Source organism: Streptomyces sp. NPDC059788 (genome assembly GCF_042732265.1).
GTDB lineage: Bacteria > Actinomycetota > Actinomycetes > Streptomycetales > Streptomycetaceae > Streptomyces.
This window is the reverse complement of the sequence record NZ_JBHWHY010000037.1, coordinates 81,671-104,996: the sequence shown is the minus strand read 5'-3', so window position 1 is coordinate 104,996 and position 23,326 is coordinate 81,671. Positions and strand designations below refer to the sequence as shown.

At 73.6% G+C, this 23,326-nt stretch carries 18 protein-coding genes; 6 read left to right on the top strand and 12 right to left on the bottom strand.

Features of this window, described 5'->3' with window-relative positions; translation table 11 throughout:
- Window positions 1-45 precede the first annotated feature (45 nt).
- Window positions 46-1,239 carry a cytochrome P450 gene (locus ACFV57_RS29340; RefSeq protein WP_385238386.1) on the bottom strand — a complete coding sequence of 398 codons (1,194 nt, stop codon included), beginning with the start codon at window positions 1,237-1,239 and terminating at the stop codon, window positions 46-48.
- A gap of 568 nt (window positions 1,240-1,807) precedes the next feature.
- Here ACFV57_RS29340 and ACFV57_RS29335 point away from each other — a divergent pair.
- The 5 genes from ACFV57_RS29335 to ACFV57_RS29315 are packed head-to-tail and all read left to right on the top strand — an operon-like array spanning window position 1,808 to window position 12,188.
- Window positions 1,808-2,653: an SAM-dependent methyltransferase gene (locus ACFV57_RS29335; RefSeq protein WP_385238384.1), complete on the top strand. Its 846-nt coding sequence runs from the start codon at window positions 1,808-1,810 to the stop codon at window positions 2,651-2,653.
- Window position 2,654: 1 nt separating this feature from the next.
- Window positions 2,655-3,557: an NAD(P)-dependent oxidoreductase gene (locus tag ACFV57_RS29330; RefSeq protein WP_385238383.1), complete on the top strand. Its 903-nt coding sequence runs from the start codon at window positions 2,655-2,657 to the stop codon at window positions 3,555-3,557.
- The gene (locus ACFV57_RS29325) at window positions 3,554-5,500 is read left to right on the top strand and encodes an amino acid adenylation domain-containing protein (protein ID WP_385238381.1); all 1,947 of its coding nucleotides are present in this window, start codon (window positions 3,554-3,556) and stop codon (window positions 5,498-5,500) included. Before ACFV57_RS29330 ends, ACFV57_RS29325 begins: the two co-directional genes overlap by 4 nt.
- Window positions 5,497-10,137 (top strand): SDR family NAD(P)-dependent oxidoreductase, encoded by a 4,641-nt coding sequence (locus ACFV57_RS29320; protein ID WP_385238380.1) that lies wholly within the window; start codon window positions 5,497-5,499, stop codon window positions 10,135-10,137. Before ACFV57_RS29325 ends, ACFV57_RS29320 begins: the two co-directional genes overlap by 4 nt.
- Window positions 10,134-12,188: a cytochrome P450 gene (locus ACFV57_RS29315; RefSeq protein WP_385238378.1), complete on the top strand. Its 2,055-nt coding sequence runs from the start codon at window positions 10,134-10,136 to the stop codon at window positions 12,186-12,188. Before ACFV57_RS29320 ends, ACFV57_RS29315 begins: the two co-directional genes overlap by 4 nt.
- A 91-nt stretch (window positions 12,189-12,279) precedes the next feature.
- On the opposite strand, the gene ACFV57_RS29310 is transcribed toward ACFV57_RS29315, so the two are convergent.
- Window positions 12,280-12,540: a hypothetical protein gene (locus ACFV57_RS29310; protein WP_385238377.1), complete on the bottom strand. Its 261-nt coding sequence runs from the start codon at window positions 12,538-12,540 to the stop codon at window positions 12,280-12,282.
- Between the two features lie 288 nt (window positions 12,541-12,828).
- Between ACFV57_RS29310 and ACFV57_RS29305 the strand changes: the two genes are divergently transcribed.
- Complete coding sequence (locus ACFV57_RS29305) at window positions 12,829-13,455, top strand: ScbR family autoregulator-binding transcription factor (protein WP_385238375.1); 627 nt, start codon at window positions 12,829-12,831, stop codon at window positions 13,453-13,455.
- A gap of 20 nt (window positions 13,456-13,475) precedes the next feature.
- Here ACFV57_RS29305 and ACFV57_RS29300 read toward each other — a convergent pair whose 3' ends face one another.
- The 10 genes from ACFV57_RS29300 to ACFV57_RS29255 all read right to left on the bottom strand — a co-directional run bounded on the left by ACFV57_RS29300 (window position 13,476) and on the right by ACFV57_RS29255 (window position 23,318).
- Window positions 13,476-14,348, bottom strand: a complete 873-nt coding sequence (locus tag ACFV57_RS29300; protein ID WP_385238374.1) for a carbohydrate ABC transporter permease — start codon at window positions 14,346-14,348, stop codon at window positions 13,476-13,478.
- Window positions 14,345-15,373: a carbohydrate ABC transporter permease gene (locus ACFV57_RS29295; protein ID WP_385238372.1), complete on the bottom strand. Its 1,029-nt coding sequence runs from the start codon at window positions 15,371-15,373 to the stop codon at window positions 14,345-14,347. The genes ACFV57_RS29300 and ACFV57_RS29295 overlap by 4 nt, the downstream gene beginning before the upstream one ends.
- Window positions 15,374-15,433: 60 nt before the next feature.
- Window positions 15,434-16,753, bottom strand: coding sequence for an extracellular solute-binding protein (locus tag ACFV57_RS29290; RefSeq protein WP_385238371.1), 1,320 nt, complete (start codon window positions 16,751-16,753; stop codon window positions 15,434-15,436).
- Window positions 16,750-17,730 carry a GNAT family N-acetyltransferase gene (locus tag ACFV57_RS29285; protein ID WP_385238369.1) on the bottom strand — a complete coding sequence of 327 codons (981 nt, stop codon included), beginning with the start codon at window positions 17,728-17,730 and terminating at the stop codon, window positions 16,750-16,752. Before ACFV57_RS29285 ends, ACFV57_RS29290 begins: the two co-directional genes overlap by 4 nt.
- Entirely contained in the window at window positions 17,727-17,942 is a 216-nt protein-coding gene (locus tag ACFV57_RS29280; RefSeq protein ID WP_385238368.1) for a hypothetical protein, read from the bottom strand. Before ACFV57_RS29280 ends, ACFV57_RS29285 begins: the two co-directional genes overlap by 4 nt.
- A gap of 159 nt (window positions 17,943-18,101) precedes the next feature.
- Window positions 18,102-19,094: a zinc-dependent alcohol dehydrogenase family protein gene (locus ACFV57_RS29275; protein ID WP_385238366.1), complete on the bottom strand. Its 993-nt coding sequence runs from the start codon at window positions 19,092-19,094 to the stop codon at window positions 18,102-18,104.
- Window positions 19,091-19,954 carry a carbohydrate ABC transporter permease gene (locus ACFV57_RS29270; RefSeq protein ID WP_385238365.1) on the bottom strand — a complete coding sequence of 288 codons (864 nt, stop codon included), beginning with the start codon at window positions 19,952-19,954 and terminating at the stop codon, window positions 19,091-19,093. Before ACFV57_RS29270 ends, ACFV57_RS29275 begins: the two co-directional genes overlap by 4 nt.
- Window positions 19,951-20,949 carry a carbohydrate ABC transporter permease gene (locus ACFV57_RS29265; protein ID WP_385238363.1) on the bottom strand — a complete coding sequence of 333 codons (999 nt, stop codon included), beginning with the start codon at window positions 20,947-20,949 and terminating at the stop codon, window positions 19,951-19,953. The genes ACFV57_RS29270 and ACFV57_RS29265 overlap by 4 nt, the downstream gene beginning before the upstream one ends.
- A complete protein-coding gene (locus ACFV57_RS29260) occupies window positions 20,930-22,249 on the bottom strand; it encodes an ABC transporter substrate-binding protein (RefSeq protein ID WP_385238362.1) in 1,320 nt (439 codons plus the stop codon). Before ACFV57_RS29260 ends, ACFV57_RS29265 begins: the two co-directional genes overlap by 20 nt.
- A 307-nt stretch (window positions 22,250-22,556) precedes the next feature.
- Window positions 22,557-23,318, bottom strand: coding sequence for a DeoR/GlpR family DNA-binding transcription regulator (locus ACFV57_RS29255; protein ID WP_385238360.1), 762 nt, complete (start codon window positions 23,316-23,318; stop codon window positions 22,557-22,559).
- Window positions 23,319-23,326: the final 8 nt, after the last annotated feature.

Sequence of the window (23,326 nt, the reverse complement as noted above, 5' to 3'; positions counted from 1 at the left end):
GTCATGGGCCCCGCCTGTGCTGTCACCCGGCGATCGCCTCCCCGCTCACCAGGTGACCGGCAGCGACTCGATACGCCGGATGATCAGGTCGGCCCGCCACGGCAGTTCGTCGTCGGCCGCGGCCGGCCGCAGGTCCGGGTGGTCGAGCAGGGCCGCGACGGCGACCTTCACCAGCATGCGGACCAGCGGCGGGCCCATGCAGTGGTGGGTGCCGTGGCCGAAGGACAGATGCGGGTTGCCCTCCCGGTGGAAGTCGAGCCGGTCCGGCCCGGCGAACATCTGCGGGTCGTGGTTGCCGGCCGGCAGCGCGGGGAGCACCTGCTCGCCCGCGCGGACCAGGGTGCCGCCGACCTCGACGTCCTCGGTGGCGTACCGGGCGAAGGTGACGTGCGAGGGGAACGGCGCGTAGCGCAGCAGTTCGTCGGTGGCCCGCGGCAGCAGCGCGGGGTCCTTGCGCAGCTCCCGGAAGTGCTCCGGGGAGCCGAGCAGGACGTAGCAGGCGTTGGTGAGCTGGGTGGTGACGTTGTCCAGGGCGAGCAGGATGTCGTTGACCAACTCGCCGAGTTCGTCCATGGCCAGGCCGTCGTCCTGGCCGAGCCGGGCGACCAGCCGGCTGACCAGGTCGTCCCGCGGCTGCTCGCGGCGGTCGGCGATGAGCCGCTCCGTGTAGCGGGAGATCTCCTCGATACGGGACTCCACCACATCGGCGGGCAGTCCGGTCCCCGCGAACCCCTCGAACCAGTCGAGGAAGACCGCCAGGTCCTCTTCGGGGATGCCGATCAGCGGGCACAGGATGGCCACGGAGAGCGGCTTGGTGTACGCGGCGGCCAGGTCGGCCGGGGGTGGCTGGGCCGTACAACGGGCCAGCAGCCGCCGGGACTCCCGGGTGGCCAGCTCCTCCAGGTCCCGGATGTGCTCGGTGTTGAACCTCAGGCCCTGGGCGAGGGCCTTGCGCAGCCGGGACTGCTGGGGCGGATCGGTGTTCAGGATGCTGTCCTGCAACGGGAGCGGAGTCAGCCGCGCCTCGTCGGCGCCCGGCGGGGCGGTGCGGACGAACCGCCGGTCGCGCAGGACGAACCGGATGTCCGCGTAGCGCGTCACCAGCCAGGCGTCGTCACCGTACGGCGGGCGTACCCACGTCAGGCCGGGGCGTTCGCGGCAGTGTTCGTATTCCGGGTCGACGACCAGCCCGTAAGGCTCGGAGAAAGGGTAATCGATAGGTTCAGGGTGTGTGTCCACGTCATCTCCAGTGAGGATGTCGGAGCCCTGCCTGCGATCGTTTTCCCTGGTGCGCTCGCCCCGGGAGTGCGGCGTATTCGCGTGCCTGCGCCGCGAATACACTCCGCCGTGCGCGGCCGCTCACCAAAAAGACGTTAGTGCCGCCGCGGCGCCGAGGGGCGACGCCTATAGGTCATTTCCCGTCGGCGGTACGGAACCTGGCCGATTTTGCCGGATCAAGAGATGCGGATGGGAAGGATGGGGTCCGATCGAATTGTTCCCCCGGGTGCGCCGCCGCAGCGCGGCCGTACGGCAGCGGCCGGGGCCGGGCGAGTGGCGTAATCCCGTGCTTGACGGCCGCCGGACCCTCGGCAACTCTTGCAGCCGGATGCCGGATCTCCGGGGGGCGCTCGCGGCATCGCGTTGTTTTCGTACCGCCGTACTTCCTGCCGCCGCGGGGACCGCAAAGCCCCCGTGGCCGCCCGTGCTTCCTTTTCACGTGCCGGCCCCGGGAAGAAGGAGGAGGACCGCAGCAGCCCGGTACCGCCGGTCCGTATTTCGGTACAGATCACGACGGAGGGTGTTTCGCATGTCCGCCGAACCGAGATGGACCGGAGACTTTTCGCACCGGGAGATCGAGAACACCTATGCCATGCTCACCGTCCTCGAAGAGGACGCCGCCGGGCCCGACCGGCATTTCGGAATGTGGACCGGTGCCGACGACCCGGCGACCGTCGAGGAGGCCACCGACCGGCTGACCGCCCTGGTCCTGTCCAAGCTCGCCGCCGCCAAGGGCAACCGCGTCCTGGACGTGGGGTGCGGCAACGGCCGGCCCGCCGTCCGGCTCGCGCAGACCTCGGGCGCGAGCGTCGTCGGCATCGACATCGACGACCGGGCGCTGCGCGCCGCCTCCGCGTACGCCCAGCAGCTGGGCCTCGGCCACGCGGTGCGCTTCCAGCACGCGGACGCGCTGCGGCCCCCGTTCGAGGACGCCTCCTTCGACGCGGCCCTGGCCTTCGAGAGCACCCCGCACTTCGACGTCGCGGAGCTGTACGGCGCCCTGGCCCGCGTGCTGCGGCCGGGCGGCCGGCTCGTCGTCGAGACCCCGTACGTACGCGGGAGGACGACCCGGGAACTGCTGGACCGCATCGGCCCGTACCTCCGCCTGCTGAACGCGGTGTCGCTGGACCCGCCGCACGTACACCTGGCGGCGGCCCGGCAGGCCGGGCTGCACATCACCGAACTCCTCGACATCAGCGCGCACGTGCGGGGTTCCTTCAGCAGGCTGCTGGACCGGCTGGAGAAGGCCGGCACCCGCCTCGCGGACACGCTGGGCGACGAACAGGCGGGCCGTCTCCTCGCGGCCTTCGCCGGCTGGGCCGAGGCCCCCGAGGTCGGCGGCATCCTCATGACCTTCACCAGGACGGAGCACTGAGATGGCGGACGTGACCGTGATCGGTACCGGCGTGATCGGTTCGGGCGTGGTCCGGGCCTGCGCCGCGGCCGGCCTGGAGGTGGCGGTGTGGAACCGCACCGAGCGGCGCGCCCGGGAAGCGGAACGGCTGAGCCCGCGTGTCCGGGTCCACGCCTCCGCGGCCGAGGCGATCGGCAGTTCCGGCATCACCCTGCTGTGTCTGCTCAACTATCCGGTCACCCACCGCGTGCTGGAGCAGTCCGGCGCCGACCTGTCCGGGCGGCTGTTCGTCCAGCACTCCAGCGGCGTGCCCGAGAGCGTCGGGCCGCTCCAGGACCGGGTGACCGGTGGCGGGGGCCGCTTCATGGAGGCCGCCATCCTCAACTACCCGGACGCCATCGGCACCGACGCCTGCTTCACCGTCTACGGCGGGGCACCGGCGGACTTCGCCGAACTGGGCCCGGTGACCAAGGCGATGTCCGGCCACCAGGTGCACCTGCACGACGAACCGCGGTACGCGAAGGCCTATCACGTCGTGGCCAGCGCCTTCTACTACGCCTTCGTCAGCGGATTCCTGGAGTGCGCGGCGATCGCGGAGCACATCGGCGTACCGCTGGGCGAGTTCGCCGACTCGGTGCCGCTGTACGACCCGGGCTTCGAGAACACCGTACGGGTCGGCCTGGACCTGATCGAGCGCGGCGACTACGCCTATGAACAGGCGCCGCTGACCACCCACATCGACGTCCTGCAGAACCTCACCGGCGCGGCCGAAGACGCGGGCGTCGACGCGTCGTACCTCAGGGTCCTGCGGGACCGGGTGCGCACCGCGCTGGAGCAGGGCCACCGGCGCGAGCACATCGCCATCCTCATCGAGCAGTTCCGCGCCCGCCGGAGCACCGCGCCGCACCCGGTGGAGGGCGCATGACGGGCGGGAGCCGCGCGGGGGAGGGGCCCGGTGCCGGGGCGGTCGCGCTCTTCCGGCAGTGGGCGCGCGCGGTTCCCGGGCGCGACGCGCTGGTGCACCCCGGCGGCCGGATGACGTACGCCGCACTGGCCCGCCGGGCCGATGACCTGGCCGCCGAACTCGTCCGCGCCGGTGTCCGGCGGGGGGACACGGTCGGCGTGACGATGGAGCGTTCGCCCCTGCTGCCCGTGACGGTGCTCGCCCTCTGGACGGCGGGCGCCGCCTACGTGCCGCTGCCGGCGTCGTATCCGGCGCCGCGCAACCGGGCGGTGCTCGACGAGGCCGGTGTCCGCACGGTGATCACCGGCCGGGAACCGGACCCCGCCGCGCTGTCCGGGCCCTCGGGCGGCGAGGTGACCCGCGTACGGCTGACGGACCGCATCCTGAGCGGTCCCGGCGGACCGCCCGCGCGGACCGTCCCGGCCGCGGACGCGGCGGGTCCCGAGGACCTCGCGTACGTCCTGCACACCTCCGGCTCGTCCGGAACGCCCAAGGGCGCCTTGCTGCCGCACCGCGCGGTCGTCAACCTCGCGCACGGACTCCAGCACGTCTACGGCGATCTCGAGGGGGCGCGCGTCCTGCAGTTCGCGCCGTTCACCTTCGATGTGTGGATCTGGGAAGTCGCCATGAGCCTGCTCAGCGGCGGCACCCTCGTCGTCCCGCGCCCCGACGTCCCGCTGCACGGCCCCGAACTCAGCCGCACCCTGCGCGAGCTGGACATCAGCCACCTCTCCGGCGCCGCCTCGCTGCTGGCGACGCTGCCGCGGGAGGAGCCGGTGCCGGTCACCACGCTCACCTCCGGCGGCGAGCCGCTGCCCGAGTACCTCGTACGGCGCTGGGGCTCCCGGGTGCGCCTGTTCAACGCCTACGGGCCGACCGAGGCCGGCGTCTGCGCGACCATGGGCCGCTGCCGCCCCGGACAGGGCACCCCGGGCATCGGCCACCCGCTGCCCGGCGTCACCGTGCACCTCTTGGACGAGCGGGGAGCGGCCGTACCGGACGGGCGGCCCGGCGAGGTCCACATCGGCGGCCCCGGCGTCGGACTCGGCTACCTCGACCGCCCGGCGGACACCCGGCGCCACTTCGTCCCCGACCGCTTCGCCGCGCGCCCCGGCCGCCTGCTCTACCGCACCGGCGACCTGGCCCGCCGCCTCCCGGACGGCTCCTACCTCTTCCTCGGGCGGATCGACGGACAGCTGAACGTACGCGGCTACCGCATCGAGCCCGGCGAGGTGGAGGCGGCCCTGCTGCGCCACCCGGACGTCACCGCGGCCGCCGTGACCGTCACCCGCGGGGCGGCCGGCGCCCTCGTACCGCCACCGGGTCCGGGCAGCCCGCCGCAGACCGGCGGCACGGACCGGCTCACCGCGTACCTGCAGGCCCTGCCCGGCGCCGCGGTCACCACCACCGGACTGCGGCGGCACCTGGCCGCGCTGCTGCCCGCTCACCTCGTCCCCTCGTCCTTCGTCCTCGTGGACCGCCTGCCGCTCACCGCACACGGCAAGATCGACCGCGCGGCCCTCGCCCCGCCCGCCGCCCCGCGCACCCACGGCCGGGGAGCCCCGGCCGCCCGGCGGGGCGCGGCGGCCGGGCGGGAACGGGACGTCGCGGAGCTGGTGGCCGCGGTGCTGGGCCTGGACGACATCGCCCCCGACGACGATTTCGCCGACCTCGGGGCCACCTCGCTCGACATGATCCGGCTCCAGGCGGCCGTCACCGCACGCTGGGGCACGCGGCTCGGCGCGGCCGACTTGCTGGACGCCCGTACCGTACGGCGGCTCACCGCCCTCCTCGACCGCACCCGCAACGGCGCCCGGCCCGCGGGCACCGCGCCGCCCGGCGCCGGGCGGGTCACCGGGCACCCCCTACCGGCCGTACGCACGGTGAAAGGCGGACTCCAGTGACCGCAGCACACACCGGGCAGGCACCGGGCGGCGCCGCCCCCGCCGCGGGGCCCGGCCGTGACCGGCAGGCCGGTACGGACCCCGCGCGGCCGGAGAGCGGCTTCGCGGTCGTCGGCATCGCCTGCCGCTTCCCCGGCGCCACCGGGCCGGAGGAGTTCTGGCGCCTCGTCTCCGAAGGGCGGCGCGGCATCCAGGAACTGACGCCCGAGCAGCTGGCCGAGGCGGGCGCCGGCAGCGCGCGCCTGGCCGACCCCGCGCTGATGCCCGCAGCGGGCATCCTGTGGGACGCCGACCGCTTCGACGCCGCGTTCTTCGGCTACTCCGCCCGCGAGACGTCCGTCATGGACCCCCAGCAGCGGATGTTCCTGGAAGCCGCCTGGCACGCGCTCGACGACACCGGCCACGACCCCGAACGGTTCCCCGGCACCGTCGGCATCTACGCGGGCCAGACCGTCGGCACCCACCGCACCCCGGACACCTCGGTCTTCCTCGGCACCTCCGCCGACCTGCTGATGGCCGCGGACGACAAGGACTTCCTGCCGACCCGGGCCGCCTACCAGCTCGGCCTGACCGGACCGGCGTTCGCCGTGCAGTCGGCCTGCTCCACCTCGCTGGTCGCCGTCCACGTCGCCTGCCGGGCGCTGGCCGCCGGTGACTGCGACCTGGCGCTGGCCGGCGGCGTGTCCTGGTCGCCGTGGCGCCGCCAGGGCTATCTGCGCCGCGCGGGCGGCGTCTGGTCGGCCGACGGGTACGTACGCTGCTTCGACCGGGACGCCTCCGGCTTCGTCTCCGGCGACGGGCTGGGCATCGTGGCGCTGCGCCGGCTCGCCGACGCCCTGGCCGACGGCGACCGGATCTACGCCGTCGTCAAGGGCAGCGCCGTCAACAACGACGGCGACGACAAGCTGAGTTACGCCGCGCCCGGCATCCCCGGCCAGCAGGCCGTCATCGAGGCGGCGCTGCGGGACGCCGCCGTCGATCCGGACAGCATCGGCTACGTCGAGACCCACGGCACGGCCACCGCGCTCGGCGACGCCATCGAGGCCACCGCCCTGACCCGGGCCTACCGCGCGGCGGGCGCCACCGGCCGCGGCCACTGCCGGCTGGGCTCGGTGAAGGCCAACATCGGCCACGCCGACGCCGCCGCGGGAGTGGCCGGATTCATCAAGGCCGCCCTGATGGTCCGCCACGGGCGCATCCCGCCGACACCGAACGCGACGTTCCGCCCGAACCCCGACATCGACTTCGCCACCAGCCCGTTCGTGCCCGCCGTGGCGGCGGAGGACTGGCCGCTGCCGTCCGTACCGCGCCGCGCCGCCGTCAGCGCCTTCGGCGTCGGCGGCACGAACGCGCACGTCATCCTCCAGGAACCGCCGCCGTCGCCGCCCCCGGCACCCGCCCGGCCGTGGCAGCTGCTGGCCTGGTCGGCACGCGACGAGCGGGCACTCGACGAGATGGCCGCCGCACACGCCCGTACGCTGCGCGGCCTGCGTGACGAGGAGTTCGCCGACTACGCCCGCACCCTGGCCGTCGGGCGCCGCCGCCTCGCCCTGCGCCGCGCCGTGGTCCTGCGCGACCGCGCGCACGCCCTCACGGAGCCCGCCTTCCGCACGGGGGCGGCGCCGTGGGCCGGTGAAGGGCGCGCGGGCGAGGTGGCGTTCCTCTTCCCGGGCGGCGGCTCACAGTACGCGGGCATGGGGCGCGAGCTGTACCGCGACCAACCGGTCTTCCGGGAGGCCGTGGACACCTGTCTGCGGCTGCTCCCCGACCAGGAGACGGCCCGGACCCTGCGCGCCTGGTGGCCCACCGGGACCGGCGAGGATGCCGCACCGGAAGCCGACCCCGACCCGCGCGTCGCGATGCCCGCCGTCTTCATCACCGAAGTCGCCCTCGCCCGGCTGCTCGCCTCCTTCGCCGTGACGCCCACCGTGCTGATGGGCCACAGCCTCGGCGAGTACGCCGCCGCCCACCTCGCCGGCGTGCTGTCCCTCCGGGACGCGCTCACGCTCGTCAGCAGCAGGGGGCGACTGCTCTCCGGCATCGACAACGGCGCGATGCTGGTGGTCCGCGCCGACGCCCGAGACCTCGGACCCTTCCTCGACGACGGCGTCTGCCTCGCGGTGGTCAACGGCCCCGACGCCTGCGTCCTGTCCGGCCCCGCGCCCCGCATCGAATCGGCGCGCCGCCACCTCGACGCGGACGGCATCGGCTGCCACCTCCTGCCGCTGGCCACCGCCGCGCACTCCACACTCGTCGAACCCGTCCTCGGCGCCTTCCGCGACGTGGTGCGCGGCATCGCCCTCGCCCCGCCCGCCGTACCGCTGATCTCCAATGTCACCGGCACCGCCGACGCCGAATTCACCGACCCGGAATACTGGGTCGACCACCTCAGGAACACCGTCCGCTTCGACCTGGGCCTCGCCTGCCTGCGCGACCACGACCCCGGCGTCCTGCTCGAAGTGGGCCCCGGCACCACCCTGACCACCCTGGCCCGCACCCAGGGCCTCGACCGCGGCGTACCCGTCATGCGGCACCCGCTGGAGGAACGCGACGACCGCGAGGCGCTGCTGACCGCGCTCGCCCGCACCTGGGAAGCGGGGACCGACGTCGACCTGGCCGCGCTGTGGCCGACGCCCGGCCCCCGGGTGCCCGCCGCGCCGTACCCCTTCGCGCCCACCCGCCACCGCCCCGCACCGGCCGCGGCACCGGACCGCACGGCCGGGAACGGCCCCTGGTACGGCGTCGCCTGGCAGCGCGACCTCGAACCGGAACCCGTCACCTCCGCCACGGACGTCACCGGCCACCGCTGGCTGCTGCTCCACGACGGCAGCCCGACGGCCGACGCCCTGCGCCGCGAACTGACGGAACGCGGAGCCGCGCCGACCACCGTCCTGCCGGACACCGGGGCCACCCGGTACGGCCGCGACGGCGACGACGCCCGGACCGTCACCATCGACCCGGGCGCCCCCGACCAGTACGCCAAGCTCCTCGAAACGGCAGGCGGAAACCCGGACCTGCCCGTCCGGATCGTCAGCACCTGGAACGGCACGCCGTCACAGCCGACTTGCCCGCCGCTGAGCGACCTCGCCGGGCTCGCCCGCGCCCTCGCGACCCCGCCCGTCGCCACCGAACTGTGCCTGGTCACCCGGGGGGCACTGGAAATCACCGGCAGCGAGGAACTCGACCCCTGGGCCGCGCTCACCACCGGCGCCGCGGGCGCGCTGCGCGCCGAACTCGGCGACGCCGTGACCGTGCGGGTGGTGGACACCGACGGACCGCGCACCGGTGACCCCGGCGGTCCGCAGGCCCGCGCCCTGGCCCGCGCCCTCCTGCGCGAACTCGCCCGACCGGCCGCCGGCGGCCCGGTGGGCCTGCGCGCCGGACGCCGCTGGCTGCGCCGCTTCGAACCACTGCGTACGCCACCCGCGGCGAACGGGACGGCCCTGCGCGACGGCGGACGCTACCTGATCACCGGCGGTACGGGCGGCATCGGGCGGCTGCTCGCCGGGCATCTGCTGCGCCGCCACCACGCCCGTATCGTCCTGCTCGGACGCGACCCGGAGGCGGTCCGCGCCACGGCGGACGAACTGTCCGGGCTCCCCGGCGAACTCCTCGCCGTCGGCGCCGACATCACCGGCCCGGCGCGGACCCGCGAGGTGCTGCGCGAGGCACTGCGGCGGTTCGGCGGCCTGGACGGCGTCGTACACGCGGCCGGTGTGCCGGCGGGCGGCCTGGCCCAACTGCTCACCCCGGACGCGGTGTCGGAGGCGCTCGCGGCCAAGACCACCGGCACGGTCACCCTCTTCGACGCCCTGCGGGAAACCGGTGCCCGGCCCGGCTTCGTGCTCCTCTTCTCGTCCCTCGCGGCGTTCGCGCAGGCACCCGGGCTGTCCTGTTACGGCGCGGCCAACGCCTTCCTGGACACCTACGCCCACGCCGCCGCCCGCACCTCCGGCCCCGCGGTCCTCGCCGTCAACTGGGACCGCTGGAACGGCGTCGGCATGGGGCGGGAGGGCGAACGACGGCAGCGCGCCGTCGCCGACGGGGCACCGCTGGGCGGGCTGGCCCCGGCCGACGCGATCGCCGCGTTCGAACGATGCCTCGGGGCGCTCTCCCTCGGCCAGGTCGTCGTCTCCACGCTGCCCCCGGACACCGTCACCGTGCCGCCCGGCACGGACAGCGGCGCCGCGCGTCGACCGGACTGCGGCGACCGGTCCGAGGGCGGACCGCAGTCCATGCTTCCCGGCGCGGACTCCGCCGCGGTTGCCCGTGCCGCTCACGATCCCGAGTGGAGCCCCCTGGAACGCGAAGTCCTGCGCATCTGGCAGGACGTGCTCGGCAACGAGGAAGGCATCGGCCTGCACGACGACTTCTTCGCGCTGGGCGGGCACTCCCTGGCCGCCCTCCAGGTCGTACAGCGCTGCCAGGACCGTTTCGGCGTGGACCTCTCCGTCAAGACCGTGTTCCTCGCGCCGACCGTCGCGCGCCTGGCCGCCGAACTGGACGCGGCACGCGGTACGTCCGCGACCACCGGGCCGGACGAGCCCGCCCCCGGACCGAAGGACCCCGCCCCGGACCCGAAGGTTCCCGCCTCCGGGCCGAAGGGCCCCGCCCGCGAACCGAAGGACCCCGTATGACCGGCGTATCCGCCCGCGAACCCGCACCGGGCCGCACGGACACCTCCCGGTGGCTGCTGCGCCGCCGGGTGCTGCCGGACCCCGCACTGCGGCTGGTCTGCTTCCCGCACGCCGGCGGCGCCGCGACCTTCTTCCACGGGTGGCAGGACCGGGTACCGCCCGGTACCGAGGTGGGCGCCATCTGCTACCCCGGACGGCAGAACCGGATCGCCGAGCCGCCGCTCACCTCCATGACCGACCTCGCCGACCAGATCCACGCGGCGCTGCGCGGGCTGCTCGACCGCCCGCTCGCGCTCTTCGGGCACAGCATGGGCGCGGTCGTCGCCTACGAGGTGGCCGTACGGCTGACCGAACGCGACGGGGTGGCCCCGGCGGCCCTGCTGGTGTCCGGGCACGCCGCCCCCTACCTGTGCGCGGCCGGTCAGCCGCCGGACACCGGCGAGGACGACCGGGAGATCGCGGCCCTGGCGATGGCCGCCGACCCGGCCCTGCGCCGGTCGCCCGAGCTGCTGGACCTCGTCATGCCGGTCCTGCGGGCCGACCACGCCCTGCTGCGCGCCTACCGGCCCGCGCGCACCCCGCGGCTCGCGTCGCCGATCGCCGCCTTCCGGGGCGCGGACGACGCACGGGCCACCGAGCAGGACATGCGGTCCTGGAGGGCGATGACCGGCTCGGCCTTCCGGTACCGGGCGCTGCCCGGCGACCACTTCTACCTGTCCGGTCAGGAAACCCGGCTGGTGGCCGAGGTCGTCGCCGCGTGCGGCGGCGGGACGGGGGCCGACGGTGCCGGGGGCGCCGGCGGCACCCCGCACACCCCGGACGCTCCACACGCCCCGCACACCCCGCGCGCTCCCGACTCCGCCGTACCCCTGTTCGTGCGCCGCTCCGCGGTCTGCCCCTTCGACCCGGCGGAGGAGTTCGCCCGGCTGCGCGAGGAGCGGCCGGTGGTCCGTACGACGCTGCCGACCGGGGCCCGTGCCTGGATGGTCACCCGCTACGCCGACGCCCGCCGGGTCATCGCCGACCAGCGGCGCTTCAGCTCCCGCGCCGCCGTGAACGGCCCGGTGCCGCCCCCGGAGCCGCCCGGGGGCTTCCCGCCGCCCCGGCCCGGCGTCTTCTACACGTCCGGGCCCCGGGAGCACGCGCGCATCCGCCGGATGCTGAACTCCGAGTTCAGCGCCCAGCGCGCCCGCGCCCTGGTGCCGCGCGCGGAAGCCCTGGCCGACCGGCACCTGGACGCCATCGAGCGCGGCGGCCCGCCCGCCGACCTGGTCGCCGACTTCGCCCTGCCCGTACCCCGGCTGCTGTTCCTGGAGCTGCTGGGCATCCCGGAGCGGGACGCGGAACGGCTCCACCGCGACCTCGCCCTCCTGCACGACTTCCACCCCGTCCACCAGGCACAGGAAGGCGCTTTCCGCCGCCTGGACGACTATCTGCGGGGCCTGGTCGGATCGGTGCGGGCCGCGTCCGGCGACAACGTCCTCGGACGCCTGGCCACCTCGCACGGCGGTGAACTGAGCGACGCGGAACTTGCGGGTATCGCCTGCCAGTTGCTGCTGGCCGGCTATGCGACGATCACCGGCACCCTGGGCCTGTCGCTGCTCGCGCTCCTCCTGGACCCCGGACAGGCGGCGCTGGTGCGCGACGGGCGGGCGCGTACCGACCGGATGGCCGAGGAGCTGATCCGGTACCTGTCGGTGGTGGCCTTCGGGAAGGTCTTCCAGACGACGGAGGACGTGACGATCGCAGGCCAGGACATCGCGGCGGGTGAGTACGTGCTGTGTTCGCTGCCCTCCGCCAACCGCGACCGGGAGCTGGCCGACGGGCTCGACCGCCTCGACGTGACCCGTGAGCCACCGCACCACCTCGCCCTCGGGTTCGGCGCCCACCACTGCCTCGGCGCCGAGCTGGCCCGTATGGAGCTGCGGGTCTGTGTGCCCCGCGTCCTGCGGCGGCTGCCGTCCCTGCGGCTGCGGGTCCCGGTCGGCGCACTGCGATTCACCCCGCTGAACGCGGCGTACGGGGTCGAGGCCCTGCCGGTCGAGTGGTGAGCGCGCGGCGCAGCCCTCCGTGCCGTGAGGCGGACGGAGGGCTGCAGGCCGGTGCGGCGGGGAATGACGTGGTGGGACCGGTGGCGTGTGGTCAGCGCACCCAGTGGTGGTAGTAGTGCTTGTGGGCTTCGAAGTCGCTGTGCTTCTTGTGCGAGGCGGCGCCGGCCTCCTTGAGGGTGACGCCGTCCGTGCCGCCGACGTTCAGGCCCTCGTAGTAGAAGGCCTTGTCATGGCTGGCGGTGTGGTGCGAGATGTGCTTGCCTCCGCCGCCTGCGGGGGCGGCGGCTGCGGGGGTGGCGGCGAGGAACCCGGCGGCGATGATGCCGACGGCGGTTATCGCTGTGCGACGCATGGTCTCTCCTCAGTGGAGGGGGGATTGTCGAGTCGACTCTCGCCCGGGGCGGGGCGGTCCGCACGTGGGGGCTGGCGAACGGGTTGTCCCCGAGGCGTGTGGGCGCCCCCGGGTGGCGCCGCTGCGAGGGGCCGCCCACACTGCGGCCCGGCCCGGTGGTGCAGGTTCCGGCCAACCGTACAAATCGGGCGCCGGATCACCCATAGTGATCCACATCACGCCCGCTGCCGGTACCGATGCGGCAGGGCTCGCGTTTTCTTCGTACCATTCACGTGTTTGCCGAGGGAAATGGTGCGGTCAGTGCAGGAGCGGGCGGTCAAGACGCGGGAGGCAATTCTCCGGGCGGCTTCCGAGGTGTTCGACGAATTCGGGTTCAGTGGAGCCAGTGTCAGCAAGATCATGAAACGGGCGGGGGTCACCCAGGGCGGGATGTACTTCCACTTCCCGTCCAAGGAAGCCCTGGCGCACGCCGTGATGATCGAGCAGGGCAACGGGCTGGAGCTGCCGCCCGGCGAGGACGGCCTGCAGCGGCTGGTCGACATCACGCTGTACCTGGCCGGGGAGCTGCAGTCCAACCCGGCGCTGCGGGCCGGGGTCCGCCTGGCGATCGAGCAGGGGGAGTTCGGCGTCCAGGACGACGCCCCCTACCAGTACTGGGTGCAGGAGTTCGCCGGACAGCTGCACGCCGCGCGGGACAAGGGCGAGCTGCTGCCCGACGTGGACGTGGACGACCTGGCCTGGGTGCTGGTCAGCTCCTACTCCGGCACCCAGCTGCTGTCGCAGATCTCGTCCGGCCGGGCCGACCTGCACCAGCGGGTGACCACCCTGTGGCGCTACCTCCTGCCGGGGATCGCCGTCGACGAGGTCAGGCCGCTGGTCACCTTCGGGGAACGGCGGGGCGGCACGCCCGCCTGACCGCCCCGGCGGGAGCCGCGCTACTTGAGGCCGCTGAGCATGACGCCCCGGATGTAGTGCTTCTGCAGCAGGAGGAACAGCAGCAGCACCGGCAGCACGCTCAGCATGAGCCCGGCCATCATGACCGGCACCATCCGGTTGGGGTCGAGGTAGCTCTGGAGCGTCTGGATGCCCACCGGGAGCGTCATCAGCCGGGGGTTCGCGGTGGAGACCAGCAGCGCCCAGATGTACTCGTTCCAGGCGCCCACGAAGGTGAGCAGCGCGAGGGTCACGGCCACCGGTCTGGTCTGCGGTACGACGATGCGCCACCACACCGTGAACTCCCCGGCGCCGTCGATCCGGGCCGCCTCCAGCATCTCGTCCGGTACGCAGACGATGAACTGCCGCATCAAGAAGATCCCGAACCCGGACACCAGGAACGGCATGACCAGGGCGGCGAGGCCGACCGTCAGCCCGGCGCCGCCGTCGCCGAGCAGGTCGTTGCCGCCCGCCAGCGGCCAGTGCACCAGGATCAGGAAGTGCGGGATGAAGAAGACGAACGGCGGGAACATCATCGTCGCGAGCACCAGCCGGAAGATCAGGTCGCGGCCGGGGAAGCGCAGCTTGGCCAGGGCGTAGCCCGCCAGCGAGGAGGTCAGCAGCACCGAACCGGTGATCACGGCGGTGGCGACGACGCTGTTGCGGAACAGCAGCGGCAGGTCCAGCCGGACGAACGCCTCCCGGTAGTTGGACAGTTCGAAGGCCTCCGGGAGGAAGCGGTACGGCAGCCTGCCGTACTCGCCCGGCCCCTTGAACGAGGTCAGCAGCATGTCCAGGAACGGTACGACCGTCACCACCGCGCCCGCCCCCACCAGCAGGTACGACAGCCACGGAAATCGCCTGCGCCGTCTCACGCGTCCTCCCCCTTCCGTCGGAACAGCCACAACTGCGCCAGCGTGATGACCAGGATCACCACGAACAGGACGAGGGCCGCCGCGCTCGCCGAACCCCAGTCCCCGTACTTGAACGCCCGCTGGTACATCTCCAGGGCCGCCACGTTGGTCGCGTCGCCCGGCCCGCCCTCGCCGGTCATCACGATGATCAGCGCGAACGACTGGAGCCCGGTGATGAACTGGGTCACGCACACGAACAGCAGGGACGGCCGCAGCAGCGGCAGCGTGATGCGTGTGAACACGGTGAACCGACCGGCGCCGTCCAGCTCCGCCGCCTCGTAGTAGGAGATGGGGATCGCCTTCAGGCCCGCGGTCAGGACGAGGATCGCGGACCCCAGCGACGCCCACGCCTGGACCACCACGACCGACGGCAGGGCCGTCGCCGGGTTCTGGAGGAAGGCCACGGAGTGCAGGCCGAGCGCGTTCAGCACCCCGTTGACCAGGCCGCCCGGCTCGTACATGTACTTCCAGACGTTGCCGACCGCGACCACCGTCGTGACGATCGGCAGGAAGTACAGGGTGCGCCAGAAACCCTGGAAGCGCAGGTTGGTGACGCAGTGGGCGACCAGCACGGCGCCGGTCAGCGCCAGGGCCACGGTGCCCAGCGCGTACAGCAGCGTGTTGGTCAGGACCGGCGTCAGGAAGGACGAGCCGCGGGCGAAGAGGGCGGCGAAGTTGTCCGTGCCCACCGGCCGTATGCCGGCCAGGTCGAAGCCGGCCCAGCGGGACAGCGACAGCAGCACCGCGAACAGCAGCGGCAGGAGGAGGAAGACCGCGAAGAAGGCGAGGCCGGGGGCGAGGAAGAGATAGCCGACGACGGTTTGCCGGCGACGGCGGCGCCGGTGCAGGCGCGCGGCCGCGCGGGCGCGGTCCCCGGCCGTACGCACGTCCCGCCCGCCGCCCGCGAGTCCCCGGCTCCCGGCGCCCGTGTCCCCGCCTCCGCCGCTGTCCCCGTCCCCGTCCGCGCTTTCGACCGTTGTCGCCATGCAGCACCAGCCTTTCGGGACGGGCGGACCGACGGGTGAGGGCCCGTGGCGGGCCGTGGGTCAGCGGGAGAGCTCCTGGTCGACCTGGTGTACGGCGTTGCGCACGGCCTCGTCCGGCGACAGGCCGCCGGTCCACATCTCCTCGATGTTCTTGCGCAGCAGCGCCTTGGCCTTCTGGGCACGGGGCCCGTTCGGCTCCGGCGTGGCGTAGTCCAGCGCGTCGACGAACGGACCGAGGTTCGGGTCGCCGCCGGCGGCCAGCAGCGCCCGCATGTCACGGGTACGGCCGGTCATCGTGCCGACCGACGTCTGCAGGACGCTCATCCGCGTGGCGCGCACCGCGGCGGCCCGGCCCGCCCGCGGCCCGGCGGGCACCGGCTCGTCGTTCAGCCAGCGCAGGAACTCCCACGCCTCCCGCGGATGCCTGCTCCGGGCGTTGACGCCCAGCAGGAAACCGGTGGTGACCGTGCCCCGGTTGCCGGGCGCCGGCCCCGGCACCGGCGCCACCGCGACATCGCGGTAGTCCCGGCCCATGGTCTGCTTCAGGCTGCCGGTCCACCACCCGCCGCTGACCGCCATCGCCACCCGGCCCGCGGGAAAGGCCTTCATCAGGTCGATGCCCGGGTCGCTCGCGCCCCGGTCGATCAGCCGCCGCTCCAGCGCGAAGACGGCGCGCCCGGCGGGGGAGTCGAGGGCGCTGCGCGCGCCGTCCGCCCGGAGGAACGATCCGCCGCGGGAGGCCAGCAGCGCCAGGGTCTGGTTCACCACGGTGGACTCCTCGGTCCGCGACAGGCCGAAGCCCTGCACCAGCGTGTTGCCGTGCCGGTCGCGCCGCGCGGTCCGGTACGCGGTCTCCTCCAGCTCCCGCCAGGTGCGCGGCGGCCCGGCGAGCCCGGCTTCGCGCAGCAGCCGCCTGTTGTAGTAAAGCGCGTAGGACTGCACTTCCGTGGGATAGCCGATGATCCGGCCGTGCACCGACGCCGCGCGGACCGCGGGACGGGCGAAGCCGCGCCCGATCCGGGCGGCGTCCTCGGGCGGCGCCGGCCGCACCACCCCGGCCTGCGCCAGCTGCCCGGCCCACAGGCTGTACGGGTGGATGATGTCCGCGCCCTGCCCCGCGGCCTGCCGCACCATCAACGTCGTCAGCAGATCCTGGAAACGGACCGCGGTCGTGCGTACGTGCACCCGGTCGTGCGCGGCGTTCCACGCGTCGACCGTCCGTTGCAGCGCCGACTTCAGCGGTTCCGTCGCGTAGTGCGACAGCAGCGTCAGCACGACGGGGTCGCCGGGCCGCCCGCTGCCGTCCCGGCCGGGTGCGCCGCAGCCCGCCGCGCCCACGGCCGCCCCCGCCAGCTCCGCCAGGACCCGGCGCCGCTTCACGGCCGCACCTCCCGCCGCAGGATCTGGAACGTACGGGTCGTGGCGAACCCCGCCGACCGGTACAGACGCCCCGCCGGGCTCCGCTCGCCGGTCCACAGGAACCACGCCCCGTGCGCGCCCGCCGACCGCATCCGCTCCAGCACCAGGTGCAGCAGCACCTTGCCCAGCCCCGTGCCGCGCTGGTCCGCCCGTACGCCGAACGGCCCGAACCGCTCGGTCAGCCCTTCGTACGCACCGTGCATCGCCCAGCCGACGACGCGGCCCGACGGATCGTGGGCCGTCACGATGCGGTCGAGGGGCGCCCCGGTGTCCAGCGCGTGCCGGATCGTCTGCGGCCAGTCGGGGCCGAACGCGTCACCGGCCAGCCGCAGCAGGCCCATCAGGTCGTCGTCCCGGGGCGTGCCGAAACGATAGCCCTCGGCTGCCAGCGCGGCGGCCCGCTCCCGCACCGCGTCGGGCACCCGGTAGCCGACCAGGCCGCGGTCCATCGCCACGGCTTCGGCGCGGGGCCGGAAATCCAGCTCCGTCAGCAGCCGGGCGGCGTCCGGATAGGTGTCCCGGTCCAGGCCGGGGAGGAAGTAGTGCGGGGTGTAGGACGCGAAGTCGACCCGGGTGCGGCCGTGTCCGGCGAGCCAGTCGAGTACGCCGGTGAGCAGCCGGCGCCCCAGCCCGTTCCGGCGGAGGGCCGGGTCGACGAAGAAGAACGGGACCCAGCCCTGCTCCGGCTCCAGGTCGCTCCCGACCACCGGCACCGTCCGGCGCACCCCGTACGCCGCGCCGACCACCGTGCCGCCTCGTACGGCGACGTGCAGTCCCGCCGGGTCGAAGTTCGGGTCGAGCAGGACATGCCGCCGGAAGCGTTCCCGGGTGACGGGATCGTACGGTGCGCCGCGGGCCCACGCCGCGAGGAGCGCCGCACCGTCCCCGGCGACGAAGCCCCGTACGCGCACCGGACCGCCGCCCTCGGGCCCCGTCACCGGTCCCGCCCCGCGCCGGCGGGCGGCGCTTGCGGCGGGCCCAGGACCGGTTCGAACGCCGCCACGCGGCCGTCGAAGAGCGGTTGCCGGTCCGGCGCCTGCCGGAGGCCGTCCGTCAGTGCCCGCCAGACCTCGTCGGGGGGCCGGGAGAGCACCCGCCCGAAGCGGATCACCGGCCGGGAGCCTTCCTGGTGCGGAGTCGCGTGGTGCATCGGCGTCCTCTCGTCCACGTCCCGTACGAGCCGGCCGGGCCCATGGTCCCCGCCTTGGGACCAGGCTCCAACACCTTCCGCACCACGGGCTTCAGGACGTGCGCGCCGACGGCGATCGGCCGCCGTCAATCCCCCGATCGGCTCCCGGCCGGCCCCCGGTCAGGGGGTGACCTGGATCTTCCGTCCCCGGCCCGCCTTGAAGCGGTCCAGCGCCTCCGCGTACCGGTCCAGGGGCAGCCGGTCGCTGATGAAGACCTTCGGGTCCAGGACGCCCGCGGCGAACAGCTCGGCGGCCCGCTCGTAGCTGTGCAGCACCGCCATCGAACCGGTGATGGTGATCTCCTGGTTGTAGATCCGGTACGGCTCGATCACGGCGCGCGCCGCGTAGTCGGAGACGCCGAACTGGAGGAACGTACCGCCCTTGCCGACGCGGCCCAGCGCGTCCTGGATCGCGCGCTCGTTGCCGGTGGCGTCGATGACCACGTCCCAGCCGCGCGGCCGGTCCAGCTCGTCGGCGGAGGCGGCCGCGTTGCTGCACCCCAACTGCCGCGCGGTGGCCAGCCGCTGCGGATTGACGTCGATCATGTCGACGCCCGCCGCGCCGGTGCGCTTGGCCAGTTCCAGCATCATCAGCCCCATCGTCCCGGAGCCGTAGACCAGCACGTGGGTGCCGAGCTGCTGGGAGCGCAGGATGTCGTACCCCCGTACGGCGCAGGACAGCGGCTCGATGAGCGCCGCGTCCTCGGTCCGTACGTGCTCGGGCAGCTTCACGCAGTTCGCGGCCGGCGCGACGGCGAACTCGGCGGCGCCGCCGGCCGTGGTCACCCCGATGGCGGCCCACCGCTCGCACAGGTTGTTGCGGCCGATGCGGCAGTAGTGGCACGCGTAGCAGTACAGGGAGGGGTCGACGGCGACCCGGTCGCCCTCGGCGAGCCCGGTGACCTCGCCGCCGGTGGCGACGACCGTGCCGGCGAACTCGTGCCCGGGGACGACGGGCAGCGACGGCGCGAACTCGCCCTGGAGGATGTGCAGGTCGGTGCCGCACAGCCCGCAGCCCGCGACGTCGACGACGACCTCCAGCGGCCCGGGCGCCGGGTCGTCGACGGTGGTGACCTCGACACGGCCGGGGGCGCTGATGACTGCGGCCTTCATTTCACGGCTCCTAGGGAGAGGCCCTGGACGAGCTTGTCCTGGGCGGCGAACCCGGCGGCGAGCACCGGCAGGGAGATGACGGTGGCGGCGGCGCACACCTTGGCCAGGAACAGGCCCTGGCTGGTCACGAACCCGGTCAGGAAGACCGGTGAGGTCCCGGCGACGATGCCGGTGAGCACCCGGGCGAACAGCAGCTCGTTCCAGCTGAAGATGAACGAGATCAGTGCGGTGGCCGCGATGCCGGGCAGGGCGACCGGGGCGACGATGCGCACCAGTGTCGTGGGCAGTCCGGCGCCGTCGATGGAGGCGGCCTCCAGCATCTCCACCGGCACCTCGGCCAGGAAGGAGCGCATCATCCACACCGCGATCGGCAGGTTCATCGAGGTGTAGAGGATGACGAGCAGCCAGATGTTGTCCAGCATCCGCGCGTTCTGGGCGATCAGATAGACCGGCAGCAGCCCGGCCACCAGCGGCAGCATCTTGGTGGACAGGAAGAAGAACAGCACATCGCTCCACTTGCGCACCGGCTTGATGGAGAGCGCGTACGCCGCCGGGACGGCGAGCACCAGCACCAGCAGGGTGGACGCGAGCGACGCCGTCAGCGAGTTGATCAGCGGCGGCCAGGGGCTGATGCCGGTGCCCGCGCCGAAGAACTCGCGGTAGCCGTGCAGCGTCAGCCCGGCACCGACGCTCGGCGGGTTGGTCGCCGCGTCCGCCTCGCTGTGCAGGGACGTGAGCACCATCCACGCCACCGGCAGGAAGAAGGCGATACCGCAGAGCCAGGCGGCCAGGCCCAGCAGACTTCCGGCGCGCCGCCGCCGTACGGCGGGAACGGCGCCCCGCACCGCGCTCGCGTTCATCGGGTGACCTCCTCACGGAGCAGGGACGAGACGGTGCGCAGCGCGAAGGTCGCCACCAGCAGGGAGCAGAGCACGACCACGACGCCCTGCGCGGAGGCCAGTCCGTAGTCGTGGGCCTGGTAGAAGGTCTGGTAGATGGTGTACGGCAGGTTGGCCGTGCCCAGACCGCCCGAGGTGATGGTGAAGACCGCGTCGAAGTTCTGCACCACGTAGACGGTGCCGAGCAGTGCGGCCAGTTCCAGGTAGCGGCGCAGGTGGGGGAGGGTCAGGTAGCGGAAGACGTCGAAGGTGGAGGCACCGTCGACGCGGGCCGCCTCGACGGCGTCGGCGGGCCGGCTCTGCAGCCCGGCCAGCAGGATCAGCATCATGAACGGCGTCCACTGCCAGATCAGCGACACCTCGACCGCCGCCAGCGGCGAGGCGGTCATCCAGTCCGGCTGTGGCGCGTCCGAGCTGCCGAACAGCCCCCATATCCAGGTCAGCGAGCCGTTGATCAGCCCGTACGAGGCGTTGTAGAGGGCGTGCTTCCACAGCAGCGCGGCGGCGACGGGCACGACCAGGAACGGGGTGATCAGCATCGTACGGACGATCCCGCGCCCCCAGAACTTGCGGTCCAGCAGCAGCGCGAGGCCCAGCCCCAGCAGCAGGCTGACGAGCACCACGGTCACGGTCAGCAGCACCGTGGTGAAGATGGCCGAGCGCATCGCGGGGTCGGTGAAGACGGCCTGGTAGTTGTCGAAGGCCGCGAAGCCCCGGTTGTCGGGAGCCAGCGCGTTCCACCGGGTGAAGGAGATGACGACGGTGGCCACGAAGGGCAGCTGGGTCACCACGATCAGGAAGACCAGGGCGGGCAGCAGCGGGGCGCGACGGGCCCAGGCCGCGGCGCGCCGGCCGGTACGCGCGCCCGCGCGGGGCGGTCCCGCGCTGCCGCCGGGGTGCGGCGCGCCGCTCCGGCCACCGCGTTCGTTCCGCGTCTCAACGCTCTGCGTAGGCACGGGCCACCTCCTCCGCCAGCCGCTGGCTCTTGTCGAGCGCCTCGGGCACGCTCTGCCGTCCCGCGATGGCCGAACTGACCTCGTGCGAGACCTTGGTGCCCAGGTCGGAGAACTCGGGTATGCCGACGAACTGGATGCCGGGCGCGGGCCTCGGCTGCACCCCCGGGTCGTCGGGCCGGGCCGAGGTGATCGCGTTCTTCGTCGCCGCGGCGAACGCCCCGGACTGCCGCAGGTAGTCGGGGTCGCGGTAGGTGGAAGCACGCTTGCCCGCCGGTACCTTCGACCAGCCCAGCTGCTCGCCCACCAGCCGCTCGTAGCCCTTGCCGGAGGCCCAGGAGATGAACTTCCAGGCCGCGTCCTGATGGGTGCTCGCCTTCTGCACGCCCCACGCCCAGGTGTAGAGCCAGCCCGAACTGGCCGTCCGCTCGACGGGTGCCGGCGCGTAGCCGACCTTCCCCGCGACCTTGGAATCGCCGCTCTCCAGCGAACCGGCGCCGGCGGTCGCGTCGTACCACATGGCGACCTTGCCCTGCTGCATGTCGTTCAGGCACTCGGTGTACCCGGCCTGCGGGGCGCCCGCCTGTCCGTGTGCGCGCAGCAGGTCGACGTAGAAGCGGGTGGCCGCGGTGAACTCCGGGCTGTTCACCCGGGCCTGCCAGTCCTTGGTGAACCAGGTGCCGCCGAAGGTGTTGACCACCGACGTCAGCGGCGCCGCGAGCTGCCCCCAGCCGGGCTGGCCGCGCAGGCAGATGCCCTTCATGCCGGGCCGGGCACCGTCGAGCTTCGCCGCGAGCCGCGCGACCTGCTGCCAGGTGGGTTTCGCGGGCATCGTCAGCCCCAGGTCCCGAAGGACGTCCGCGCGGTACATGAGGAACGACGACTCCCCGTAGAAGGGCTGCGCGTAGACCTTCCCGTCGGCCGCGGTCAGCGACTTGCGTACGGGAGCGAGCAGGTCGCCCTGGTCGAACCCGGTGTCCCGCGCGGCCCGGTCGCCGAGCGGGGTCAGCCAGCCGTTGCGGGCGTAGATGGGGGTCTCGTAGTTGCTGAGACTGGCCACGTCGTACTGGCCGGCCTGGCTGGAGAAGTCCTGGCTCATCTTGTCGCGCAGGTCGTCCTCGGGCAGCACGGTGTAGTTGACCTTGATGCCGGTCTCCTTGGTGAAGTGCTCGGCGGTCAGCCGTTGCAGGTCCACCATCTGCGGGTTGTTCACCATCAGGACGTTGATGGTGTTCGGGCCCTCGTTGCCGAGGGCGCCGGCGCCGCGGTAACAGCCGCCGAGGGCCAGGGAGACGGTCACCACGACGGCCGCCAGCCCCAGCGGACCACGCCGTCCCCTCTGCGGTAGGACCCGTCGGACGCGAACGGTCCGTCCGGGAGATCGTGCTCGCACGGCTCGACACCTCTCTGCTGAACTCTGCTGGAAATTCACCGGCCGAAGCGGCCCGGGAAGCGTGCCGGCACGGGTCGCGGGCACGGCGGACCGCGGGCCGCACGCCGGTTCCGAGCGGCCCGGTTCTCCGGGGGCACACCGTTGTCACCTGGTCACGGCGTCCGCGTACGGCATGCGCACCGTGGGGGAGGAGCGCACGCCGTGCGCGCCGCCGTCGTCAGACCCGCAGGACCTGCGGGCCCAGGAGCGAGTACCGGTGGGCCTCCGGAGCGGAGAGGCCGGTGTCCGTGACGATCGTGTCCACGTCCCGTACGGAGGCGAAGCGGCAGAAGCTGCTCGCCCCGAACTTGCTGTGCACCCCGATCAGGACCCGCCGCCGCGACGACCGCACGGCCTGCGCCTTCACGTCGGCGACGGCCGGGTCGGGAGTGGTCAGGCCGTGTTCCCGCGACACCCCGTTCGCCCCGAGGAACGCCAGGTCGATGACGAAGCCCGCGAGCATGTCCCGGGCCCAGGACCCCACCGCGGCCTGCGTCCCGGACCGCACCCGCCCGCCGAGCAGCAGTACGGTGGTCGTCTCGGCGGCCGAGACCAGCGACGCGGTGCGCAGCGAGGAGGTGACCACCGTCAGCGGCCGGTCGGCCGGCAGCAGCATCGCCAGCAGCTCCGGCGTGTAGCCCTCGTCGATGAACACGGTCTCGGCCTCGCCGAGGAGTTGCACGGCGGCGGCGGCGATCCGCCGCTTCTCCGCCACCTGCTGCGTCTCACGCCGGGCCAGCGTCGTCTCGAAGCCGGCGCTCTCCACCGGGTACGCGGCGCCGTGCGTGCGCCGGACCAGGCCGCGCCGCTCCAGTTCGCTCAGGTCGCGCCGTACGGTCTCGCGCGCCACCCCGAACTCCCCGGCGACGTCCGTGACGTCCACCCGTCCGGCCTGGCGGGCCAGCACGAGGATGCGGTGCTGGCGTTCCTCGGCTCTCACGGCGTACT